Origin of the sequence: Streptomyces sp. NPDC101165 (genome assembly GCF_044768135.1) — a bacterium.
Lineage (GTDB): Bacteria > Actinomycetota > Actinomycetes > Streptomycetales > Streptomycetaceae > Streptomyces.
Genome location: NZ_JBIWPG010000009.1, coordinates 42509 through 65183, shown reverse-complemented (window position 1 = coordinate 65183; position 22675 = coordinate 42509). Strand labels below are relative to the sequence as shown.

Below are 22675 nucleotides of genomic sequence, written 5' to 3'. Positions count from 1 at the left end.
ATACCCGGACTACCTTTGGCCAAGGCGCTACAAGCGGTAGCCGGGGCCGGATTTCTGTTCTACTGCCTGACGGCGTGCCTGATACTGCTGGCCCGGATACATCTGCGACGTCAGGGACAGCGGATGCGGGCCCACGCCGGGGGCAGCCGTGATCATTGAGTTGCTCCTTTGGTCGAGCATCACTCTGATCGTGATGGCCGGCTGCTACAACACCAGTCTTTTCCTGCTCTCACGACGCAGAATTCGGCGCTCCAGGACAGACCGTAGAGAACGTTTTTACGTATTCCTGCTGGCGTGTCTGAACGAGGAGCAAGTTCTCGCGGAAAGCCTTGCGCGCATCACTTCGTTACCCGCCGGGAATTTCCTGGCCCTGGTGATAGACGACGGCTCCGACGATCGCACCAGTGAAATCGCGCTGGCCGCCGACCCGAACCTGGTCCGGCTGCACCGGCGCACTCCTCCGAACGCACGCCGGGGCAAGGGCGCCGCACTCAACGACGGGGTGCGGCACCTCAGGGAGTCCGGCCTGCTCGCCGGGCACGACCCGGCGGACGTCGTGCTGTGCGTGGTCGACGCGGACGGGCGGCTCGACCCGCACGTCGTGCAGTCCGTCGACCCGTACTTCGACGACCCGCGTACGGGCGCGGTTCAGGTCTGCGTCCGTATGTACAACCGGCACCTGGGGCTGCTCGCCCGCATGCAGGACATGGAGTTCGTCGTGTACGGCGACGTGTTCCAGAGCGCCCGGCGCTTCATCGGCAGCGTGGGCATGGGCGGCAACGGGCAGTTCATGCGGCTGTCGGCGCTCAACACGCTGGACGGCGCCGGCCCGTGGAGCGACAGCCTCACCGAGGACCTCGACCTCGGGGTGCGGCTGATCGCCAAGGGCTGGACCAACATGCACTGCACCACCGCCGCGGTGTCCCAGCAGGCCGTGCTCAGCCTGCGGCGCCTGGTCCGGCAGCGATCCCGCTGGTTCCAGGGTCATCTGCAGTCCGCCGGTCTCGTCCCGCTCATCCTCAGGGACGTGCCGACCCGGCCGGCGCTGGACATGCTCTACCACCTGTCGAGCCCGGTCCTGATCCTGCTCACCTCGCTGCTGCCGATCTCCTTCCTGGTGGCCCTCGGTGCCACCGTCATGGCCTCCGTCCAGGTGGGCCACGCGCTCGTGTCACCGATGTGGCTGCTCGGGCCGTACGTCCTGTCGTTCACGGCCGCCTACACGTACGGCTACGTGTACTTCAAGCGTGAGCGGCAGCTCGGGCTGGTGCGTTGTGTGCTCCTCGCCCATGTCTTCGTCTTCTACGGCTACATCTGGTTCTTCGCCGGCTGGTGGGGGTTCTGGCGGATGCTCACCGGCAAGCAGACCTGGCTGAAGACCGCGCGCACCTGAGGGCGACCGTCCCTCTCCCGCGGCCTTCCCGCCGCGCGTCTCTCCTCTCTTCTCTCATCTCCGCACCGCTCACACTCTTGCGCGGTCCTGCGACGATCGCGCATGCCCTAGGGGGGCCTTCCATGTCCACACCTCCGTCAACCCTGCCCGTACGCGCCATGCTCGTGCTGGGCACCCGGCCGGAAGCGATCAAACTGGCGCCGGTGGCTCGGGCCATGGCCGACAGCGAGCAGTTCGAACCGATCGTCGTCACCACCGGCCAGCACCGCGAGATGCTCCACCAGATGCTCGGTCTGCTCTGCGTCGACGTACGGATCGCGCTCGACGTGATGCGCAGCCGGCAGCAGCTGTCCGAGCTGACCGCCCGCCTGGTCGGCGAGCTCGGCGAGGCCATGCGGGAGCAGCGGCCGGACCTGGTCGTGGTGCAGGGGGACACCACGACCGCACTGGCCGGCGCCATGGCCGCGTTCTACGAGAAGATCCCGGTCGCCCACGTCGAGGCGGGACTGCGTACCGGAGTCATCGACAACCCGTTCCCGGAGGAGCTCAACCGCAGCCTCATCGGACGCATGGCCCGCTGGCACTTCGCCCCGACCTCGCGCGCGGCACGGCATCTGACCGACGAGGGCGTCCCGGCGGAGCAGGTGTTCACCACCGGCAACACCGTCATCGACAACCTGCTGTGGGTGCTGGCCGAGGGCACCGGCACCTCCGCGTTCCGCACCGGCGCCCGGCGGGTCCTGGTGACCCTGCACCGCCGGGAGAACCAGGGCGAACGGATGCGCGGCATGGGCCGTGCGCTCACCCGGCTCGCCGGGCGCGGGGACGTGGAGATCGTGCTGCCGCTGCACAAGAGCCCCGCCGTACGGGACGCGCTGCTGCCCGAACTCGACGGCCACGCCGGTATCTCGCTCGTCGAACCGCTCGACTACCTGGACTTCGCGGCCACGCTGGCCGAGTGCGACCTGGTGCTCACCGACTCCGGCGGCATCCAGGAGGAGGCCCCGAGCCTGAGCAAGCCCGCACTGGTGCTGCGTACGACCACCGAGCGCCCGGAGGCGGTCGAGGCCGGCGCGGCCCGGCTGATCGGCACGGACCCGGACGCCATCGTGACCTGGGCCGAGCGGCTGCTGGACGATCCGCTGGAGTACCGGCGGATGGCGACCGCGGGCAACCCGTTCGGGGACGGACAGGCCGCCGGGCGCGTACTCGCCCAACTGGCCGAGGACTTCGCCGCCGAAGTTCCGGTCGGCCTCACCGCGTCCGGGCCATACTCTGCGGCATGACGTCGTCACTCCTGCGCCCCCGCCGCCGGATCCCGTCGATCCCGCAGGGGCGCAGGGGTCGTCTGCTCACCGCCCTGGCACTGGCGATCACACTGACCGCGCTCCTGGCGGTCACCCTGACCCAGTGCCGGGGCGACACCGCACCGCCGCCCAAGCCGTGGATCGACGGCACGATCCACGGCCGTTGGCTCTCGGTGTTCAACGGCCACGGCACCAACCTGGGCGACGACGACTCCCTGTCGCTCTCCCCCAGGGCCGCGGAGGACCCCGGCACCACCCATGCGGGCCTCGTGGTGAGCACCGCCTCGTACAGGGACGTGCGGTACGAGGCGCGGATGCGGACGGTGGAGCAGCTGCGCGATCCCGACCCGAACCCGTGGGAAGTGCCGTGGCTGGTCTGGGCGTACACCGATCCGGAGCACTTCTACTACATCACCCTCAAGCCGAACGGCTGGGAGCTGGGGAAGCGGGATCCGGCCTATCCGGGGGGCCAGCGCTTCCTGGCGACCGGGCGGACGGTGTACCCGGTGGGCGCCTGGTACACCGTCCGGGTGGAGCAGAACGGTGGGAAGCTCACCGTCGAGGTGAGCGGCAGGCACCTGGTGGCCTTCGTCGACGCCGAACGGCCGTACACCGAGGGCAGGGTGGGCGCCTACACCGAGGACGCGACCGTGAAGTTCCAGGGGCTGACCGCGAGTTCGCGCTGAAAAGGCGGCGACGCCTGCCCACGTCCGGTCGGGGACTGTGGGGCAGGCGCCACCAGTGTTCCGTACGCCTTTGTACGGGACGTTCTTCTGCGGAACCGTCAGACCATCAGCGAGCGGTCCGTCGGGCGGATCGGGGCCGGCAGGTCGCTGGCTCCGGTCAGGTGCCGGTCGACACCGCGGGCGGCCGAGCGGCCCTCCGCGATCGCCCACACGATGAGGGACTGGCCGCGGCCGGCGTCACCGGCGACGAACACACCCGGCACGTTGGTGTGGAAGTCGGCGTCGCGAGCGATGTTACCGCGCTCGTCGAGGGCCAGGCCGAACTGCTCCACCAGGCCGTTCTCCCGGTCGGTGCCGGTGAAGCCCATGGCGAGGGTGACCAGCTGGGCCGGGATCTTGCGCTCGGTGCCCGGCTTCGGGGTCGGCCTGCCGTCGACGAACTCGACCTCGGTCAGGTGCAGCCACTGCACGTTGCCGTCCTCGTCGCCCTCGAAGTGGGTCGTCGAGACGGAGTAGACCCGCTCGCCGCCCTCCTCGTGCGCCGAGGTGACCTTGTAGAGCATCGGGAAGGTCGGCCAGGGCTGGCTGGTCGGGTGCCGCTCGTCGTTCGGGCGGGGCATGATCTCCAGCTGGGTGACGGAGGCCGCGCCCTGGCGGTGGGCGGTGCCCACGCAGTCGGCGCCGGTGTCGCCACCGCCGATGACGACGACGTGCTTGCCCTCGGCCGAGATCGGCGTGGTGACGTAGTCGCCCTCCTGCACCTTGTTGGCCAGCGGCAGGTACTCCATCGCCTGGTAGATGCCCTTGAGCTCGCGGCCCGGCACCGGCAGGTCACGGGCGGTCGTGGCGCCGGCGGCGATCACGATCGCGTCGTACCGCTTCTTCAGGTCGGTCGCCCTGAGGTCGCGGCCGATCTCGATACCGGTGCGGAAGCGGGTGCCCTCCGCGCGCATCTGCTCGATACGGCGGTTGATGTGCCGCTTCTCCATCTTGAACTCGGGGATGCCGTACCGGAGGAGGCCTCCGATGCGGTCCGCGCGCTCGTAGACGGCGACCGTGTGACCGGCCCGGGTCAGCTGCTGGGCGGCGGCGAGGCCCGCCGGGCCCGAGCCGATGACCGCGACCGTCTTGCCGGACAGGCGCTCGGGGATCTGCGGGGCGACGTCCCCGGTCTCCCACGCCTTGTCGATGATCGAGACCTCGACGTTCTTGATGGTGACCGGCGCCTGGTTGATGCCGAGCACGCACGCCGACTCGCAGGGGGCCGGGCAGAGGCGACCGGTGAACTCCGGGAAGTTGTTGGTCGCGTGCAGGCGCTCCTGAGCGGCCGCCCAGTCCTCGCGGTAGGCGTAGTCGTTCCACTCGGGGATCAGGTTCCCCAGCGGACAGCCGTTGTGGCAGAACGGGATGCCGCAGTCCATGCACCGGCTGGCCTGCTTGCTGATGATCGGCAGCAGGGAGCCGGGGACGTAGACCTCGTTCCAGTCCTTGACGCGCTCGGTGACGGGGCGGGTCTCGGCGACCTCACGGCCGTGGTTCAGGAAGCCCTTCGGGTCAGCCATTGATCGCCGCCTCCATCATCTTCTCGGTGATCTCGGTCTCGGAGAGACCGGCTCGCTCGGCGGCGTCCTTGGCGGCGAGCACTGCCTTGTACGTGCTGGGGATGATCTTGCTGAACCGCGCCACGGCCACGTCCCAGTCGGCCAGCAGCTTCTCGGCGACCGTCGAGCCGGTCTCCTCGGCGTGACGGCGCACCACGTCGTGCAGCCACTGCTTGTCCGAGTCGTCCAGCGTCTCGACCGCGCCGACGTTGCCGACGTTGACGTTGTCGCGGTCGAGGTCGATGACGTACGCGATGCCGCCGGACATGCCCGCCGCGAAGTTGCGGCCGGTCGCGCCGAGGACCACCGCGCGACCGCCGGTCATGTACTCGCAGCCGTGGTCGCCCACGCCCTCCGAGACGACCAGCGCGCCGGAGTTGCGGACGCAGAACCGCTCACCGGTACGGCCGCGCAGGAACAGCTCGCCGCCGGTGGCGCCGTAGGCGATGGTGTTGCCCGCGATGGTCGAGTACTCGGCGAGGTGGTCGGCCGCGCGGTCCGGGCGGACGACGACGCGGCCGCCGGAGAGGCCCTTGCCGACGTAGTCGTTGGCGTCGCCCTCCAGGCGCAGCGTGACGCCGCGCGGCAGGAACGCGCCGAAGGACTGGCCGGCGGAGCCGGTGAAGGTGATGTCGATGGTGTCGTCGGGCAGGCCCGCGCCACCGAACTTCTTCGTCACCTCGTGGCCGAGCATGGTGCCGACCGTGCGGTTGATGTTGCGGATGGCGACCTGGGCGCGCACCGGCTGTGCCTCGGTGGCGTCCGAGGCGGCGAGCGCGTCGGCGGCCAGCTTGATGAGCTCGTTGTCCAGGGCCTTCTCCAGGCCGTGGTCCTGCTCGACGATCTGGTGACGCACCGCGCCCTCGGGCAGCGACGGCACGTGGAACAGCGGTTCCAGGTTCAGGCCCTGTGCCTTCCAGTGGTCGACGGCACGGGCGACGTCGAGCGCCTCGGCGTGGCCGACGGCCTCCTCGATGGAGCGGAAGCCCAGCTCGGCGAGGATCTCGCGGACCTCCTCGGCGATGAACCGGAAGAAGTTCACCACGTACTCGGCCTTGCCGTTGAAGCGGTCGCGCAGGGTCGGGTTCTGGGTGGCGATGCCGACCGGGCAGGTGTCCAGGTGGCAGACGCGCATCATCACGCAGCCGGAGACGACGAGCGGAGCGGTCGCGAAACCGAACTCCTCGGCGCCGAGCAGCGCGGCGATGACCACGTCACGGCCGGTCTTCAGCTGGCCGTCCGTCTGGACCACGATCCGGTCGCGCAGGCCGTTGAGCAGCAGCGTCTGCTGCGTCTCGGCCAGGCCCAGCTCCCAGGGGCCGCCCGCGTGCTTGAGCGAGGTCAGCGGGGAGGCACCCGTACCGCCGTCGTGACCCGAGATGAGGACCACGTCCGCGTGCGCCTTGGACACACCGGCCGCGACCGTGCCGACACCGACCTCCGACACCAGCTTCACGTGGATACGTGCGGCCGGGTTGGCGTTCTTGAGGTCGTGGATCAGCTGGGCCAGGTCCTCGATGGAGTAGATGTCGTGGTGCGGCGGCGGGGAGATGAGGCCCACGCCCGGCGTCGAGTGACGCGTCTTCGCGACCCACGGGTAGACCTTGTGGCCGGGCAGCTGACCGCCCTCACCGGGCTTGGCGCCCTGGGCCATCTTGATCTGGATGTCGTCCGCGTTGACCAGGTACTCGGAGGTCACACCGAAGCGGCCGGAGGCGACCTGCTTGATGCTGGACCGGCGCGCCGGGTCGTACAGGCGCTCCGGGTCCTCGCCGCCCTCACCGGTGTTGGACTTGCCGCCCAGCTGGTTCATGGCGATGGCGAGGGTCTCGTGCGCCTCCTTGGAGATGGAGCCGTACGACATGGCGCCGGTCGAGAACCGCTTGACGATCTCGCTCGCGGGCTCGACCTCGTCGACGGAGATCGGCCGACGGTCGGACTTGAAGCCGAACAGACCGCGCAGCGTCATCAGGCGCTCGGACTGCTCGTTCACCCGCTCGGTGTACTTCTTGAAGATGTCGTACCGGCCGGAGCGCGTGGAGTGCTGCAGGCGGAAGACCGTGTCCGGGTCGAACAGGTGCGGCTCGCCCTCGCGGCGCCACTGGTACTCGCCGCCGATCTCCAGCGCGCGGTGCGCCGGGGCGATGCCGGAGGCCGGGTAGGCCTTGGCGTGGCGGGCGGCGACCTCCTTGGCGACGACGTCGATGCCCACGCCGCCGATCTTGCTGGCGGTGCCGTTGAAGTACTTCTCGACGAAGGTGTCCTCCAGGCCGACGGCCTCGAAGACCTGGGCGCCGCGGTAGGAGGCGACCGTCGAGATGCCCATCTTGGACATGACCTTCAGGACGCCCTTGCCGAGGGCGTAGATCAGGTTGCGGATGGCCTGCTCGGGCTCTATGTCCGACAGGAAGGTGCCCGCGCGGACCAGGTCCTCGACGGACTCCATCGCCAGGTACGGGTTCACGGCCGCGGCGCCGAAGCCGATCAGCAGCGCGACGTGGTGGACCTCGCGGACGTCGCCGGCCTCGACCAGCAGGCCCACGTGGGTGCGCTGCTTGGTGCGGATGAGGTGGTGGTGGACGGCCGCGGTGAGCAGCAGCGACGGGATCGGCGCGTGCTCGGCGTCCGAGTGCCGGTCCGAGAGGACGATCAGCCGGGCGCCGTTCTCGATGGCCGCGTCGGCCTCGGCGCAGATCTCCTCGATGCGCGCGGCGAGGGTGTCGCCGCCGCCGGAGACCCGGTACAGGCCGGAGAGGGTCGCGGCCTTGAAGCCGGGCATGTCGCCGTCGGCGTTGATGTGGATGAGCTTGGCCAGCTCGTCGTTGTCGATGACCGGGAAGGGCAGCACGACGGAGCGGCAGGAGGCGGCGGTCGGGTCGAGCAGGTTGCCCTGCGGGCCCAGCGAGCTGCGCAGGGAGGTGACCAGCTCCTCGCGGATCGCGTCCAGCGGCGGGTTGGTGACCTGCGCGAACAGCTGGGTGAAGTAGTCGAAGAGCAGCCGCGGGCGCTCGGAGAGGGCGGCGATCGGCGAGTCGGTGCCCATCGAGCCGATCGGCTCGGCGCCGGCCTTGGCCATCGGCGCGAGGATGACGCGCAGCTCTTCCTCGGTGTAGCCGAAGGTCTGCTGGCGGCGGGTGACCGAGGCGTGGGTGTGGACGATGTGCTCGCGCTCGGGCAGGTCGCCCAGCTCGATCTCACCGGTCTCCAGCCACTCGGCGTACGGCTGCTCGGCGGCGAGGGACGCCTTGATCTCGTCGTCCTCGATGATGCGGTGCTCGGCGGTGTCGACGAGGAACATCTTGCCGGGCTGCAGGCGGCCCTTGCGGACGACCTTGGCCGGGTCGATGTCGAGGACGCCGACCTCGGAGCCGAGGACGACGAGGCCGTCGTCGGTGACCCAGTAGCGGCCGGGACGCAGACCGTTGCGGTCGAGCACGGCGCCGACCTGGGTGCCGTCGGTGAAGGTGACGCAGGCGGGGCCGTCCCAGGGCTCCATCATCGTGGAGTGGAAGCCGTAGAAGGCGCGCTGGGCCGGCTCCATGGAGTCGTGGTTCTCCCACGCCTCCGGGATCATCATCAGCACGGAGTGCGGCAGCGAGCGGCCGCCGAGGTGGAGCAGCTCCAGCACCTCGTCGAAGGAGGCGGAGTCGGAGGCGTCCGGCGTGCAGACCGGGAAGATCCGCTCCAGGCCCTTGTCCCCGAAGAGGTCCGAGACCAGCTGGGACTCGCGGGCGCGCATCCAGTTGCGGTTGCCCTTGACGGTGTTGATCTCACCGTTGTGGGCGACGAAGCGGTAGGGGTGCGCGAGCGGCCACGACGGGAAGGTGTTCGTGGAGAAGCGCGAGTGGACGAGCGCGACGGCCGAGGCGAAGCGGCGGTCGGACAGGTCCGGGAAGAAGGGCTCCAGCTGGCCGGTGGTCAGCATGCCCTTGTAGACGATGGTGCGGGCGGAGAGGGACGGGAAGTAGACACCGACCTCCCGCTCGGCGCGCTTGCGCAGCACGAAGGCCTTGCGGTCCAGCGCGATGCCCTCGCTGGCGCCGTCGGCGACGAAGACCTGCCGGAAGACCGGCATGGTGGACCGGGCGGTGGCGCCCAGCAGTTCCGGTGCGACGGGAACCTCGCGCCAGCCGAGGACGGTCAGGCCCTCGTCGGCCGCGATCGTCTCGACCTGCGAGACGGCGTCCTGCGTCCCCTCACCCGGCAGGAAGGCGATGCCTACGGCATACGAGCCCGCTGCGGGAAGGTCGAATCCGGCCACCTCACGGAAGAAGGCGTCGGGCACCTGGGAGAGGATTCCGGCGCCGTCGCCCGAGTCGGGCTCGGAGCCGGTGGCGCCGCGGTGCTCGAGGTTGCGCAGGACAGTCAGCGCCTGCTCGACCAGCGCATGGCTCGCCTCACCGGTGAGGGTGGCCACGAAGCCGACGCCACAGGCGTCGCGCTCGTTGCGGGGGTCGTACATACCCTGCGCAGCAGGGCGAGCATCCATGAACGACCAGTTCTGGCCATTCGCGGAATGCTGGGACGGCTGGCGCGGCGTACGCATCGGCTCTCCCGTCGTCGTCATGTGGCATGTGGCAAGTGCCGAGGGACGACGTTGGCCCTCTGCGGATGTGGCTAAATTTCGTGCAGGTTACATGATGGAGCGGTTCTCGGGAACCGGATACTCCGTTCCAACATGCGGACGCCGCCCGGGTTTACGGCAGGTGCCGCGGGGTCGCGGCTGTGCCGCGCACGAGCGGCGGAAAGTATGGGGGGACCGAGCGGGACAAGATCGATCAGATCGGTGTCCGTCGGCCCGAAGGGGGGCGGGCGGAGCGTCGTCGCTCCTCCCGCGAGTGCGCCGCAGGCGTCATTGCCCACAGCGCTTACGGCTCATGCCCGGTGGTTAAGCATTCGAAACCAGCAAGTAACGGCTACTTATGCGGCCCATCGCATAGGTAGCGGTCGATCTATCCTACGGCCGTTCCGAACAGGCTGCCCAGGGCGTACGTCACACCGGCCGCCGCACCGCCCAGCGCGAGCTGCCTGAGGCCGCTGTACCACCAGGTCCGCGCGGTCACCCTGGCCACCACGGCACCGCAGCCGAAGAGCCCGGCGAGCGCGAGGAGCAGGGCCGGCCAGAGGGCGGTCGCACCCAGCAGGAACGGCAGTACGGGCAGCAGCGCGCCGAGCGCGAACGAACCGAAGGACGACACGGCCGCGACCAGCGGCGACGGCAGGTCACCGGGGTCGATGCCCAGCTCCTCGCGGGCATGGATCTCCAGGGCCTGCTCGGGGTCCTGGGACAGCTGCCGGGCGACCTCACGGGCCAGCTCCGGCTCCACCCCACGGGCCACGTAGAGCGCCGCCAGCTCATCCTCCTCGTCCTGCGGGTGCTTGCGCAGCTCGCGCCGCTCGACGTCGAGTTCGGCCTCGACGAGTTCGCGTTGCGAGGCGACGGAGGTGTATTCGCCGGCCGCCATGGAGAAGGCGCCGGCGGCGAGGCCCGCGAGCCCGGTGATGACGATCGTCTGGTGACCGACGGAACCGCCGGCGACACCGGTCAGCAGAGCGAGGTTGGAGACCAGGCCGTCCATCGCACCGAAGACGGCGGGACGCAGCCACCCGCCGTTCACGTCCCGGTGCGTGTGGTTGTCGCGGTGCGCCTCGTGCAGCGCCGCCTCGGTTTCGATGATGGCCATGCGGGTCCCCCAGGAAGATTAGCCAAAGCTAACTTTGGATAAGTTCTACTTTTCGACAACACCGAACGTACGCCGATAATTTCATCGTCGCCAGCAAGGAAAGGCTGGGCTAACCTGCGGCTTTGCCGTCATTCGCTCATCCGTGCTGGTTATTGCTCAGATGCCGACTGGGTGACACGGCGCCCGCCGAGGCTCACCCGCGCCCCTCCCGTGGGAGACATCCGCAAAGGTCCCCGTGACCCCCTTGAGGACCCGGCACGGCCCCGCTGTGGCCCCGTCGTGGTCCCGTGAAGGAGAGGCCGCCCATGGCATCGATCGCCTGCACTCCCCCGGCCCCGGCGCCCGGGGACGCCACCGGACTGCGCGAACGGGCCCGCGGCGCCCTGCTCGGCCTGGCCGTCGGAGACGCGCTCGGGGCGCCCGCGGAGAACCTGAAGCCCTCCGAGATCCGCTCCCGCTGGGGCCGCATCACGGGATACGTCACCGAGGAGCCTTGCGGCACGGACGACACCGAGTACGCGATCTTCTCGGGGCTGCTGCTGGCCCGGCACGGCTCGGCACTCACCCCCGCCCATGTCGAGGCCGCCTGGCACGAGTGGATCGCCGACCGCGCCGAGGGCTCCTTCCGCGGCGCGGGCTTCAGCGAGCGGGGCACGCTGGAGAACCTCCGCCGCGGCCTCGCGGCGCCCATCTCCGCCCAGCACCGGCACGCCTGGAGCGACGGTCTGGCGATGCGGGCGGCCCCCTTCGGCGTCTTCGCGGCGGGCCGTCCGGCCGAAGCGGCCCGTCTGGTGGCGATCGACGGCCTGGTCAGCCACGAGGGCGAGGGCATCTACGGCGGCCAGGCGGTCGCGGCGGGAGTGGCGGCGGCGATGGCGGGCGCCTCACCCGCGGTGGTCATCGCCTCGGCGCTCGCCGTCGTCCCCGAGGACTCCTGGACGGCCCGCTCGCTGCGGCGCGCGGTGACCGTGGCCCACCGCGGCGAACGCGCGGTCCGCTCCGCGGTGGTCATCGGCGGCTACCCCTGGACCGATCTGGCCCCCGAGGCGGTCGCCCTCGCCTTCGGCGCGTACGCGGCGGCGGACGGCGACTTCCGGGAGGCGGTCCTCACGGCGGTCAACATGGGCCGCGACGCGGACACGACGGCGGCGGTGGCGGGCGCCCTGTCGGGGGCGACCCAGGGACTCTCGGCGATCCCCCCGGAGTGGGCGTCGGCCATCGGCCCGGTGCGGGGCCGATGCCTGCCCTCCATGGCCGGCCATCACGTCCTGGACGTGGCGGAGCTGCTGGTCCCCGCCCCCACCACCGCCCTCCAGGACAGCGAGCGGGTGTCATGACGCGCCGTATCGAGGGGCTGCTGCTCGGCCTCGCCGCGGGAGACGCCGCCGGCTGGCCGGCCGCCCGGCACCGAGCCGCCAGGATGCCCGAGTGGACCCGCCGCCTGACCCGCGAGCTGGACACCTTCGCCGAGCAGAACGCCACCACCACCCTGCCCGTGCCGATCGCGCTCAACCAGCCGCCGGAACCCCTCCGCCTCGGCCCCTCCGACGACGCCGAGTGGGCGGCGTTCGCCGCGGAGGCGGTTCTGCGGGCCGGCGACGACGACGTGCTCGGCGACCTCAGCCGGGAACGTCGTATGCGCGCCGCCATCGACCTCACCTGGACCGCCGTGGCCGCCGAGGTCGCCGCGGCGGCGGACCGCGCCCCCGAGATCGAGTCCGCCGTACTGCCCCTGCGCGCCCGCATCTCCGTCCGCGCCGGCCTCGGCAACCTCGCCGCCGGCCTGCGCCCGCCCGCCACCGGCCACGACAACCCGCACTACTTCGACGACGCCGCCTGCGTCCGCGCCTGCGTCCTCGCGGTGGCCCACCCCGGCGACACCCAACGCGCCGCCGACCTCGCCGAGTTCGACGCCCGCTACACCCAGGACGGCGACGGCGTGCACGGCGCCCGCGCGATGGCGGCGGCCCTCGCGCTCGCCCTCACCGGAGCGGACCCGGACACCTGCGTGACGGCCGCGCTCGCCGAACTCCCCGCGGCGACGGAGATCGGCCGCAACACCCGCCACGCCCTCGCCCTGGCCGAGGACAGCGAGTCGGCGTTCGCTCTCGTCCCCCTCCTGGAACACCAGATCGTCGACCATGTCTACAGCTACGGCATCGCCGCCGCCGAGACCGTCCCCGTGGCCCTGGCCCTCGCCACGGCCGCCCGGGGCCGTCTCGCCGAGGCCGTCCCGGCCGCCGCCTGTCTGTCCCGGGTCGCCGACTCCGCCCCCGCCCTCGCGGGCGCGCTCACCGGCGCCCTGGGCGGCGGCGCGGCCGTCCCGGCCGGCTGGCGCGACGCCTGCCGCATCCTCTCCGGCTGTGCCCTCCCCCGCCTCACCGGCACCGACCTGGTGGAACTCGCCGGACTCCTGGAAGCCACGCAACGGGCCCGACCAGGAGGATGATTCGGGGCATGACGCCCATAGGAGAAGAAAACCGCGGGCCCGGCCTGGACGAGCGGATCACCGGAGCCCTGGTCGGAGCCGCCGTCGGCGACGCGCTCGGCGGCCCCGTCGAGGGCTACTCCCCCGACCAGATCACCGACCGCCACGGCGGCCGGGTCCACGGCATCGTCGGCCCCTGGCACGGCGACGACTGGCGCACGGCACGCCCCATCGCCCCGTACCACAAGGGCGACGGCCACGTCACCGACGACACGTTGATGACCCACGCGCTGGTCAGGGTCTACGCCCGTGTCCGCGACCACCTCGACGCGTACGCCGTCGCCGACCACCTGGTCCCGGACCTGATGACCAATCCCCGCTGGATCCCGGAGCTGGAGACCGAGGCGCTGCCGCTCCACCGCGTCTTCCTCGCCGAGAAGTGGCTCGTGGCACGGCTGGCCTACGGCCATGCGGACCCCCGGGAAGCGGGCGTCGGCAACATCGTCAACTGCGGTGCGGCGATGTACATGGCCCCCGTCGGCCTGGTCAACGCGGCCGACCCGGCCGGGGCCTACGCCGAGGCGCTGGACGTCGCGGGTGCGCACCAGTCGTCGTACGGCCGTGAGGCCGCCGGAGTCTTCGCCGCGGCGGTCGCCGCCGCCACCGCGCCGGGCGCGACCCCGGACTCGGTGGTGACCGCCTGTCTGTCCCTGGCGAAGGACGGCACGCGCACGGCGATCGAGAAGGTCTGCGAAGTGGCGTGCGACCACGGCGACTTCGAGTCGGCCCTGGTCCCCCTCCGGGAGGCGGTGGCCCCGTACGACACGGTCGGCCCCGACTACCGCGCCCCCTCGCTCGGCGCCCGCCGGCCCTCCCGGCTGCACTCCATCGAGGAACTCCCCATCGCGCTGGGCATGTTGCTGGTCGCCGGCGGCGACTACCGACAGGCGGTCCTGGGCGCGGTCAACTACGGCCGCGACTGCGACTCGACCGCCACCATGGCCGGTGCACTCGCGGGCGCTCTGGGCTCCCCGGTCCCCGAGGACTGGGCGAAGACGGTGGCGGAGGAGAGCCGCCTGGACCTGTGGGAGCCGGCCCGCACCCTGGCCGCGGTCACCCGCGAGGTCTTCGCACGTGACGTGCGCCGCCGGCGTGCACACGAGCAGGCCTTCGCGGCGCTCGGAGGCACGGCATGCTCCGCCTGACCTGGGTCCAGCCGGAGGACCTCCTGGGCCACGAACTCCACCAGGCCCGCCTGGACGGCCGGGAACCGTCGAGGATCGAGGCGAGATGGCGGGCGGCGGGAGGCATGGAGCCGCCTGAGCGCGCGGGAGCCTCACCGCGACCGGCGTCGCGGTACCTTCGGCTGCTTGCGGATGACCTGCTGGACGAACTCGCCGACCTGCCCGGCAGGTTGACCGACGACGAGCCGACGGACCTGGCCCGCGTCAAAGCACTGTGCCCGGACTGGCCCGAACCCTCCGGACGCCCGACCTCCCCCCTCACCCCCCTCGCCCTCGAAGCGTCCTGGCTGGGCCGGGCCATCGGCTGTCTCCTCGGCAAACCCGTCGAGAAGCTGCCCCTGGACGGCATCCGCGCCCTCGCCCGGTCCGTCGGCAACTGGCCCCTGTCCACCTGGTTCACCGCGAAGGGCGTCCCCGAAGACCTGCTCGCCCGGTACCCCTGGAACCGCCGCTCCGCCGCGACCTCCCTCGCCGAGAACATCGACGGCATGCCCGAGGACGACGACCTCAACTACCCCCTCCTCAACCTGCTCCTGCTCAAGCGCCACGGAAGGACCTTCACCACCGCCGACGTGGCACAGCTCTGGCTCGACGAACTCCCACCCGGCCGCACCTTCACCGCCGAACGCATCGCCTTCCGCAACCTCCTCAACGGCATCGAACCCCCGCACACCGCCCGCCACCGCAACCCGTTCCGGGAATGGATCGGCGCCCTGATCCGCGCCGACGTGCACGGCTGGACCAACCCGGGCGACCCCGCGACCGCCGCCGCACAGGCCCACCGCGACGCGCGCCTCACCCACACCACAAACGGCGTCTACGCGGCGATGTTCACGGCGGCCACCCTCGCGGCGGCGGCCACCGGCACCCACGACATCCACGCCTGTCTGCGCACCGGCCGCACGGTGGTCCCACCCCGCTCCCGCCTGGCGCACGCGATCGACCACGCCCTCCGAACGGCCCGGAAACACCGGGACTTCGACGACGTCGTGGACGAACTCCACACCGCCTACTCCACGACCCACCACTGGGTCCACGCCATCCCCAACACCGCCCTGATCGTCGCCGCCCTCACCCACGCGGACGGCGACTTCACCGGCTCCGTCTGCCGGGCCGTGTCCGGCGGCTGGGACACCGACTCCAACGGAGCGACCGCCGGCAGCGTCGCCGGGCTCCTCGCCGGCACCCCGAGCGCGCTCCCCGAGCGCTGGCGGGCCCCGCTGAAGAACCGGCTCGCCACCTCCGTCGCCGACTTCGACGGCACCGGCTTCGACACCCTCGCCCACCTCACGCACCTGGAGGCGACCCGACCATGACCCACATCGCCGTCCTCGGCAGCACCAACATGGACCTCGTCACCTACGTCACCAAGGCTCCGCAGCGCGGCGAGACCGTGACGGGACGGGACTTCCGTACGATCCCCGGCGGCAAGGGCGCCAACCAGGCGATCGCCGCGGCCCGCGCCGGCGCCACGGTCTCGATGATCGGTGCGGTCGGCAACGACGCCTTCGGGGTGCGCCTGCGCGACACCCTCGAACACTCCGGTGTGGACACCGACTTCCTGCGCACCGTCGAGGGCCCGTCCGGCACCGCGCACATCGTGGTGGACGACGAGGGGGGCAACTCCATCGTCGTCATCCCCGGCGCGAACGGCACCGTCGACCACCTCGCACCCGGCGACGAGGGCGTGCTCGCCTCCGTCGACGCCCTGCTGCTCCAGCTGGAGATCCCGCTGGCCGCGGTCGTCGCGGGCGCGCAGGCGGCCCGCCGGCACGGCGTCCGTACCCTCCTCACCCCGGCCCCCGCCCAGCCGCTCCCACCCGAACTCCTCGCCGCGACCGACCTGTTGGTCCCCAACGAGTACGAGGCCGTCACCCTCACCGGCCGCACCGACCCGCGGGAGGCGGCCGCGGCCCTGCTCGACCTGGTCCCGGAGGTCGTCGTCACCCTGGGCGCGACCGGCAGCCTGTACCTGGCCCGGGGCGCCGAACCCCTGGTGGTGCCCGCACCCGAGGTGAAGGCCGTGGACTCCACGGGGGCGGGCGACACCTTCGTCGGCGCGCTCGCGGTGGCCCTCGCGGAGGAGAAGCCGGTGCGGGAGTCCCTGGGCTGGGCGGCCGCCGCCGCGGCCCTGTCCGTGCAGCGGGAGGGGGCGTCGGCGTCCATGCCGTACCGCCCGGAGATCGACGCGCAGTGCACGGCATGAGCATGAGTACGACCACAGCTGCGAGTACGGCCCCGCGGATCCAGCCCCTCCAGGGCCTGCGGGTCCTCGATCTGGCCACCCTTTTCGCCGGCCCCATGGCAGCGACCCTGCTCGGCGACTTCGGCGCCGAGGTGATCAAGGTGGAGCATCCCGGCCGCCCCGACCCGTCCCGGGGGCACGGCCCGGCCAAGCACGGCGTCGGCCTGTGGTGGAAGGTGCTCGGCCGCAACAAGCGCACCATCACCCTCGACCTGTCCAAGCCCGGCGGGCGCGCGACCCTGCTCCGGCTCGCCGCCACCGCCGACGTGGTGATCGAGAACTTCCGCCCCGGCACCCTGGAGAAGTGGGATCTGGGCTGGGCGGAGCTGTCCGCCGCCAACCCGCGGCTGATCCTCACCCGGGTCACGGCCTTCGGCCAGTTCGGCCCGTACGCGCACCGGCCCGGCTTCGGCACCCTCGCCGAGGCGCTGAGCGGCTTCGCGGCCCTCACCGGCGAACCGGAGGCACCGCCGACGCTCCCGCCGTTCGGGCTCGCGGACTCGGTCGCGGGCCTGGCCACGGCGTACTCCGTGCTGACGGCCCTGGCCGCACGGGACCGGACCGGCGAGGGGCAGGTCGTGGACATGGCGATCATCGAGCCGATCCTCGCCGTCATCGGCCCCCAGCCCACCTGGTACGACCAGCTCGGCTACGTCCAGGAACGCACCGGCAACCGGTCCGCGAACAACGCGCCGCGCAACACCTACCGCACCGCCGACGGCCGCTGGGTCGCCGTCTCCACGTCCGCGCAGTCGGTGGCGGAGCGGGTGCTGCGGCTGGTGGGCCGCCCGGAGCTGACCGAGGAGCCGTGGTTCGCCACGGGCACGGACCGGGCCGCGCACGCCGATGTCCTGGACGAGGCGGTGGGCTCCTGGATCGCGGCCCGCACCCGCGCCGAGGTGCTCGCGGCCTTCGAGAAGGCGGACGCGGCGGTGGCCCCCGTCCAGGACGCCCGGGACGTCCTGGAAGACCCCCAGTACCAGGCCCTGGACACGGTCACCACCGTCGCCGACCCGGAGCTGGGCCCGCTGCGCATGCAGAACGTGCTCTTCCGGCTGTCCGCCACGCCCGGCGCGATCCGCTGGGCCGGCCGCCCGCACGGCGCCGACACGGACGCGGTGCTCACCGAGCTGGGCCTGGCCCCGGCCGAGCTGCGCGCCCTGCGCGAGGAGGGCGCCCTGTGACGCCGTTCCCGCTGACCTGGCTCTACGTCCCCGGCGACCGCCCGCACGTCGTGGCCAAGGCGCTGGTCGCGGGCGCCGACGTGGTGGTGATCGACCTGGAGGACGCGGTCGCCCCCGACCGCAAGGACTACGCCCGCGCGGCCACGACCGAGCGCCTCTGCGAACCGCAGTCCGTCCCGGTCCACGTCCGCGTCAACGCCCTCGACGGGCCCTGGGCGGCCGCCGACCTGACGGCGCTGGCCACACTGCCGGGCGTGTCCGGGCTACGACTCCCGAAGGTGACGTCCCCGGGCCAGATCAGACAGGTCGCCGTGGCCACTCCGGTCCCGCTGTACGCCCTCCTGGAGTCGGCCCTCGGCATCGAGCACGCGTACGCCATCGCCACCGCCCATCCGTCCCTGCGGGGCGTCTCACTCGGCGAGGCCGACCTCCGGGCCGACCTGGGCCTACGGGCCGATGCGGGCCTCGACTGGCCCCGCTCCCGGGTGGTCGTCGCCGCCCGCGCGGCCGGTCTGGCACCGCCGGCCCAGTCCGTCCACCCCGACATCCGCGACCTGGACGGCCTGGCCACCTCCTGCGCCCGCGGCCGCACCCTCGGCTTCCTGGGCCGCGCGGCGATCCACCCACGGCAGCTGCCGGTGATCGAGCGGGCGTATCTCCCGACGTCCGCGGAGATCGAGGCAGCGGAAACGATCATCAAGGCCGCGGCGACGAACGAGGGCGCCCAGGCCCTGCCCGACGGCCGCTTCGTCGACGCGGCGGTGGTGGCGGCAGCGCAGCGCACTCTGTCGTTGGGGCGGAGGCACTGAACCTCCTTCCGCACACACCGAGGGCGCCCGGAAGATTCCGGGCGCCCTCGGTGTCGTACGACCAGCCGTCAGCTCTTCTTCGCCGACTCCGCCTCGTCCTTCGCCTCCACGGCGTCCGGCTCGGCCTTGTCCTCGACCTCTACGTCGGCCTCGGTCCCCGCCTCGGCCTTCGCGTCGGCTTCCGCACCGTCGGCTTCGGCACCTGCGGCGTCCTCGGCCGGAGCATCGGAGGCGCCTGGTTCCACCACCGTCTCCCGGCCCGGCCGCTTCTTCGCCGACACCACGATGTAGGTCACCGCCAGCAGGAACACGATGATCGCGGTCCAGTCGTTGAGGCGGAGGCCCAGGATGTGGTGGGCGTCGTCGACGCGCATGTACTCGATCCAGCCGCGGCCCACGCAGTACGCGGCGACGTACAGGGCGAAGGCCCGGCCGTGGCCCAGCTGGAAGCGGCGGTCGGCCCAGATGACCAGGAGGGCGACGCCGATGCACCACAGGGACTCGTACAGGAAGGTCGGGTGGTAGTAGCCCGGCACCCGGCCGCCCTCGGAGGAGGTGATGTGCAGCGCCCACGGCACATGGGTCTCGCGTCCGTACAGCTCCTGGTTGAACCAGTTGCCCCAGCGGCCGATGGCCTGCGCGAAGGCGATGCCGGGGGCGATGGCGTCGGCGTAGGCGGGCAGCGGGATGCCCCGGCGCCGGCAGCCGATCCACGCGCCGACCGCGCCGAGCGCGATCGCGCCCCAGATGCCGAGACCGCCCTCCCACACCTTGAAGGCGTCCACCCAGTCACGGCCCGGGCTGAAGTACAGCTCGTAGTCCGTGATCACGTGGTAGAGCCGGCCACCGACAAGGCCGAAGGGAACGGCCCAGACGGCGATGTCGGCGACCGTGCCGGCTCGCCCGCCCCGGGCGATCCAGCGCTTGTTGCCGAGCCAGACGGCGACGAAGACACCGATGATGATGCAGAAGGCGTAACCGCGCAGCGGAATGGGGCCGAGGTACAGCACCCCGCGCGACGGGCTGGGAATGTAGGCAAGTTCCATGGCAAGGTCGACGCTACCGTGCCGGGCCGCGAGGACGGCAGGCAGCCCGGCTACGGGTCCATAACGGGCACGTGAGAAACGCGCTTACCCGCGGTTCGCGTCCTCCACCATCTGCTTGAGCTTCGCCGGGGTCAGCGTCTGGTCCGTGTAGATGTTCTTGCCGTCGAGCAGGACGGTGGGCGTGCTGCTGAAGCCGCCGGTCTGGAAGGCCTTGTGGGACTGGTTCACCCAGCTGTCGTGGGTACCGTCCTTGACGCACTTCTGGAACGCGGGGGTGTCGAGGCCGTTCACCTTGCCGGCCAACTGGATCAGCTTGGCGTTGTCCGCGAAGGCGTCGTCGGTCTCCTTCGGCTGGTTCGCGTACAGCACGTCGTGGTAGTCGCGGAACTTTCCGGCGTCCTGGGCGCAGGCCGCGGCGTTGGCCGCGCGCAGGGAGCCGGTGCCGCCGAGGTTGCCGTCGATCAGCCGGACCAGGTGGTACTCGACTCTGAGCTTGCCCGCGTCGGTGAGCTCGTGGAGCGTGGGCCGGTACACCGTCTCGAAGGCCTGGCAGGCCGGGCAGCGGAAGTCCTCCCAGACCGTGAGCGTCGCCTTGGCGCCGTCCTTGCCGACCGGGATGGCGAGACTGTCCTTGCCCTGCGCACCGGAGGGCGCCACGACCGGGCCCGCGCCGGTGGTCTTCTTCTTGCCCGAGTTGGCGGCGATCACGCCGATCACCGCCGCGAGCCCCAGGACGCAGACGACGCTCGCGCCCACGATCAGCGCGCGCCGTCGCTTCTCCGCGGACTTCTGCTTCTCGCGCTCGACCGCCAGCCGCTCCCTGGCGGTGCGCTTTCCGTCATGGTTCTTCTCGCTCACACCCCCAGAACGAACCGGGGAGGCGCAGCGCGCCTCCCCGGCCAGAGGTCCACTCGTTCGAGTGACCGAATCTTCCGTTACGAACCGTTACGCCTGTCGGCGAACGCCCTTCGCCAGCTCGCCGGCGAGCCCGCGCACCGCCTCGATGCCGGAGGCGTGGTCCGGGGCGTCCAGCATCCGCTTCACGAACGCCGAGCCGACGATGACTCCGTCGGCGAAGCCGGCGACCTCGGCGGCCTGGGTCGCGTTGGAGACGCCGAGCCCGACGCACACCGGCAGCGGGCTGCCGGTGGCCCGGGTGCGCTCGACCAGGTCGTGGGCCTGGACGCCGACCGACTCACGGGTGCCGGTGACACCCATCAGCGAGGCCGCGTAGACGAAGCCGCTGCCCGCCGCGGTGATCTGGGCGAGCCGCTCGTCCTTGCTGCTGGGGGCGACGACGAAGACGGTGGCGAGACCGTGCTTCTCCGAGTGCTCCCTCCACAGGCCCGACTCCTGGACCGGCAGGTCGGGCAGGATGCAGCCCGCGCCGCCCGCCTCGGCCAGCTCGGCGGTGAAGCGCTCCACGCCGTAGCGGTCGATGGGGTTCCAGTAGGTCATCACGAGCACCGGCTTCCCGGTCGCCTCGTGCGCCTCCCGGACCGTCCGCATGACGTCCGCGATCCTGACGCCGCCGCGCAGGGCGATGTCGTCGGCGGTCTGGATCACCGGACCGTCGAGGACCGGGTCGCTGTGCGGCAGACCGACCTCGACGACGTCGGCGCCGCCGTCGAAGACGGCCTTGATCGCCTCGATGCCGCCGTCCACGGTCGGGAAGCCGGCCGGGAGGTAGGCGATGAGGGCGGAGCGCCCCTCCGCCTTGGCGGCGGCGAGGGTGTCGTTCAGAAGCTGAATGTTGCCGCTCACTTGGCGTCCCCCTCGATCTCGGCGGTGTCGGCTTCGTTGGCGGCCACCTCGGCGTCGGTGTCGTAGAGGCCGAAGTAGCGCGCCGCGGTGTCCATGTCCTTGTCGCCGCGACCGGACAGGTTGACCACGATCAGCCCGTCCTTGCCCAGCTCCTTGCCGACCTCCAGGGCTCCGGCGAGGGCGTGGGCGCTCTCGATGGCCGGGATGATGCCCTCGGTCCGCGACAGCAGGCGCAGGGCCTGCATGGCGGCGTCGTCGGTGATCGCGCGGTACTCGCCGCGGCCACTGTCGCGCAGGTAGGAGTGCTCCGGACCGACGCCCGGGTAGTCCAGACCGGCCGAGATCGAGTACGGCTCGGTGATCTGGCCCTCGTCGTCCTGCAGGACGTAGGAGCGGGAGCCGTGCAGGATGCCGGGCTCGCCCGCGGTCAGGGTGGCCGCGTGCTCGCCGGTCTCCACGCCGTGCCCGGCCGGCTCGCAGCCGATCAGGCGGACGCCCTCGTCGGGGATGAAGGCGTGGAAGAGGCCGATGGCGTTGGAGCCACCGCCGACGCAGGCGACGGCGGCGTCGGGGAGACGGCCGGCGCGCTCCAGGAGCTGCCGCCGTGCCTCCACGCCGATCACCCGGTGGAAGTCGCGGACCATGGCCGGGAAGGGGTGCGGACCGGCGACCGTACCGAACAGGTAGTGGGTGTGGTCGACGTTGGCGACCCAGTCCCGGAACGCCTCGTTGATGGCGTCCTTCAGCGTGCGGCTGCCGGACTTCACGGCGACGACCTCGGCGCCGAGCATGCGCATACGAGCCACGTTGAGGGCCTGGCGCTGGGTGTCGATCTCGCCCATGTAGATGGTGCAGTCGAGGCCGAACAGGGCGCAGGCGGTGGCCGTGGCCACGCCGTGCTGGCCGGCGCCGGTCTCCGCGATGACACGGGTCTTGCCCATGCGCCTGGTGAGCAGCGCCTGGCCGAGAACGTTGTTGATCTTGTGGGAGCCGGTGTGGTTCAGGTCTTCCCGCTTGAGGAACACCCGGGCGCCACCGGCGTGCTCGGCGAACCTCGGCACCTCGGTGAGGGCGCTGGGGCGGCCGGTGTAGTTGACGAGCAGGTCGTCGAGCTCGCGGGCGAACTCGGGGTCGTGCTTCGCCTTCTCGTACTCGACGGCGACCTCGTCCACGGCGGCGACGAGGGCCTCCGGGATGAACTTGCCGCCGAATGCGCCGAAGTAGCCTTCGCCACTGGGCACCTGACCCTCGGGGTCAGGGATGAAGAACTGGCTGGGCATGCGG

General features: G+C 71.6%; 17 protein-coding genes. 10 read left to right on the top strand and 7 right to left on the bottom strand.

The window, feature by feature from the left end; all coding sequences use genetic code 11:
- Nucleotides 1-193 precede the first annotated feature (193 nt).
- The 3 genes from ACIRVH_RS20325 (at nucleotide 194) to ACIRVH_RS20315 (ending at nucleotide 3386) form a co-directional block, all read left to right on the top strand.
- Entirely contained in the window at nucleotides 194-1393 is a 1200-nt protein-coding gene (locus ACIRVH_RS20325; RefSeq protein WP_403955748.1) for a glycosyltransferase, read from the top strand.
- A 122-nt stretch (nucleotides 1394-1515) separates the two neighbouring features.
- Nucleotides 1516-2679 (top strand): non-hydrolyzing UDP-N-acetylglucosamine 2-epimerase, encoded by a 1164-nt coding sequence (gene wecB / locus ACIRVH_RS20320; protein WP_403955104.1) that lies wholly within the window; start codon nucleotides 1516-1518, stop codon nucleotides 2677-2679.
- Complete coding sequence (locus ACIRVH_RS20315) at nucleotides 2676-3386, top strand: calcium-binding protein (RefSeq protein WP_403955101.1); 711 nt, start codon at nucleotides 2676-2678, stop codon at nucleotides 3384-3386. The genes wecB and ACIRVH_RS20315 overlap by 4 nt, the downstream gene beginning before the upstream one ends.
- 98 nt (nucleotides 3387-3484) lie before the next feature.
- On the opposite strand, the gene ACIRVH_RS20310 is transcribed toward ACIRVH_RS20315, so the two are convergent.
- The 3 genes from ACIRVH_RS20310 to ACIRVH_RS20300 all read right to left on the bottom strand — a co-directional run bounded on the left by ACIRVH_RS20310 (nucleotide 3485) and on the right by ACIRVH_RS20300 (nucleotide 10671).
- The gene (locus tag ACIRVH_RS20310; protein WP_403955098.1) at nucleotides 3485-4948 is read right to left on the bottom strand and encodes a glutamate synthase subunit beta; all 1464 of its coding nucleotides are present in this window, start codon (nucleotides 4946-4948) and stop codon (nucleotides 3485-3487) included.
- The gene (gene gltB / locus ACIRVH_RS20305) at nucleotides 4941-9533 is read right to left on the bottom strand and encodes a glutamate synthase large subunit (RefSeq protein ID WP_403955093.1); all 4593 of its coding nucleotides are present in this window, start codon (nucleotides 9531-9533) and stop codon (nucleotides 4941-4943) included. Before gltB ends, ACIRVH_RS20310 begins: the two co-directional genes overlap by 8 nt.
- 406 nt (nucleotides 9534-9939) lie before the next feature.
- Nucleotides 9940-10671: a VIT1/CCC1 transporter family protein gene (locus tag ACIRVH_RS20300; RefSeq protein ID WP_403955091.1), complete on the bottom strand. Its 732-nt coding sequence runs from the start codon at nucleotides 10669-10671 to the stop codon at nucleotides 9940-9942.
- A gap of 305 nt (nucleotides 10672-10976) precedes the next feature.
- Here ACIRVH_RS20300 and ACIRVH_RS20295 point away from each other — a divergent pair, with 305 nt between their 5' ends.
- From ACIRVH_RS20295 to ACIRVH_RS20265, 7 genes are read left to right on the top strand one after another with little or no spacing between them, the layout of a single operon-like run.
- Nucleotides 10977-12008 (top strand): ADP-ribosylglycohydrolase family protein, encoded by a 1032-nt coding sequence (locus tag ACIRVH_RS20295; RefSeq protein WP_403955088.1) that lies wholly within the window; start codon nucleotides 10977-10979, stop codon nucleotides 12006-12008.
- On the top strand, nucleotides 11909-13120 hold the full coding sequence (locus tag ACIRVH_RS20290; RefSeq protein ID WP_403955086.1) for an ADP-ribosylglycohydrolase family protein: 1212 nt from the start codon (nucleotides 11909-11911) through the stop codon (nucleotides 13118-13120). The genes ACIRVH_RS20295 and ACIRVH_RS20290 overlap by 100 nt, the downstream gene beginning before the upstream one ends.
- A gap of 8 nt (nucleotides 13121-13128) precedes the next feature.
- Nucleotides 13129-14304 (top strand): ADP-ribosylglycohydrolase family protein, encoded by a 1176-nt coding sequence (locus ACIRVH_RS20285; RefSeq protein ID WP_403955083.1) that lies wholly within the window; start codon nucleotides 13129-13131, stop codon nucleotides 14302-14304.
- Complete coding sequence (locus ACIRVH_RS20280) at nucleotides 14292-15659, top strand: ADP-ribosylglycohydrolase family protein (RefSeq protein WP_403955081.1); 1368 nt, start codon at nucleotides 14292-14294, stop codon at nucleotides 15657-15659. The genes ACIRVH_RS20285 and ACIRVH_RS20280 overlap by 13 nt, the downstream gene beginning before the upstream one ends.
- Nucleotides 15656-16549, top strand: a complete 894-nt coding sequence (gene rbsK, locus ACIRVH_RS20275; RefSeq protein WP_403955078.1) for a ribokinase — start codon at nucleotides 15656-15658, stop codon at nucleotides 16547-16549. Before ACIRVH_RS20280 ends, rbsK begins: the two co-directional genes overlap by 4 nt.
- The gene (locus tag ACIRVH_RS20270) at nucleotides 16546-17772 is read left to right on the top strand and encodes a CaiB/BaiF CoA transferase family protein (RefSeq protein WP_403955076.1); all 1227 of its coding nucleotides are present in this window, start codon (nucleotides 16546-16548) and stop codon (nucleotides 17770-17772) included. Before rbsK ends, ACIRVH_RS20270 begins: the two co-directional genes overlap by 4 nt.
- The gene (locus ACIRVH_RS20265) at nucleotides 17769-18581 is read left to right on the top strand and encodes an HpcH/HpaI aldolase/citrate lyase family protein (protein ID WP_403955073.1); all 813 of its coding nucleotides are present in this window, start codon (nucleotides 17769-17771) and stop codon (nucleotides 18579-18581) included. Before ACIRVH_RS20270 ends, ACIRVH_RS20265 begins: the two co-directional genes overlap by 4 nt.
- Before the next feature lie 68 nt (nucleotides 18582-18649).
- On the opposite strand, the gene lgt is transcribed toward ACIRVH_RS20265, so the two are convergent.
- The 4 genes from lgt to trpB all read right to left on the bottom strand — a co-directional run bounded on the left by lgt (nucleotide 18650) and on the right by trpB (nucleotide 22671).
- The gene (gene lgt / locus ACIRVH_RS20260; protein WP_403955071.1) at nucleotides 18650-19627 is read right to left on the bottom strand and encodes a prolipoprotein diacylglyceryl transferase; all 978 of its coding nucleotides are present in this window, start codon (nucleotides 19625-19627) and stop codon (nucleotides 18650-18652) included.
- Nucleotides 19628-19711: 84 nt separating this feature from the next.
- Nucleotides 19712-20485, bottom strand: coding sequence for a DsbA family protein (locus ACIRVH_RS20255; protein ID WP_403955068.1), 774 nt, complete (start codon nucleotides 20483-20485; stop codon nucleotides 19712-19714).
- 87 nt (nucleotides 20486-20572) lie between these two features.
- Nucleotides 20573-21391 carry a tryptophan synthase subunit alpha gene (gene trpA, locus ACIRVH_RS20250; protein ID WP_403955066.1) on the bottom strand — a complete coding sequence of 273 codons (819 nt, stop codon included), beginning with the start codon at nucleotides 21389-21391 and terminating at the stop codon, nucleotides 20573-20575.
- Complete coding sequence (trpB, locus tag ACIRVH_RS20245; RefSeq protein WP_403955063.1) at nucleotides 21388-22671, bottom strand: tryptophan synthase subunit beta; 1284 nt, start codon at nucleotides 22669-22671, stop codon at nucleotides 21388-21390. Before trpB ends, trpA begins: the two co-directional genes overlap by 4 nt.
- Between the last annotated feature and the right edge of the window lie 4 nt (nucleotides 22672-22675).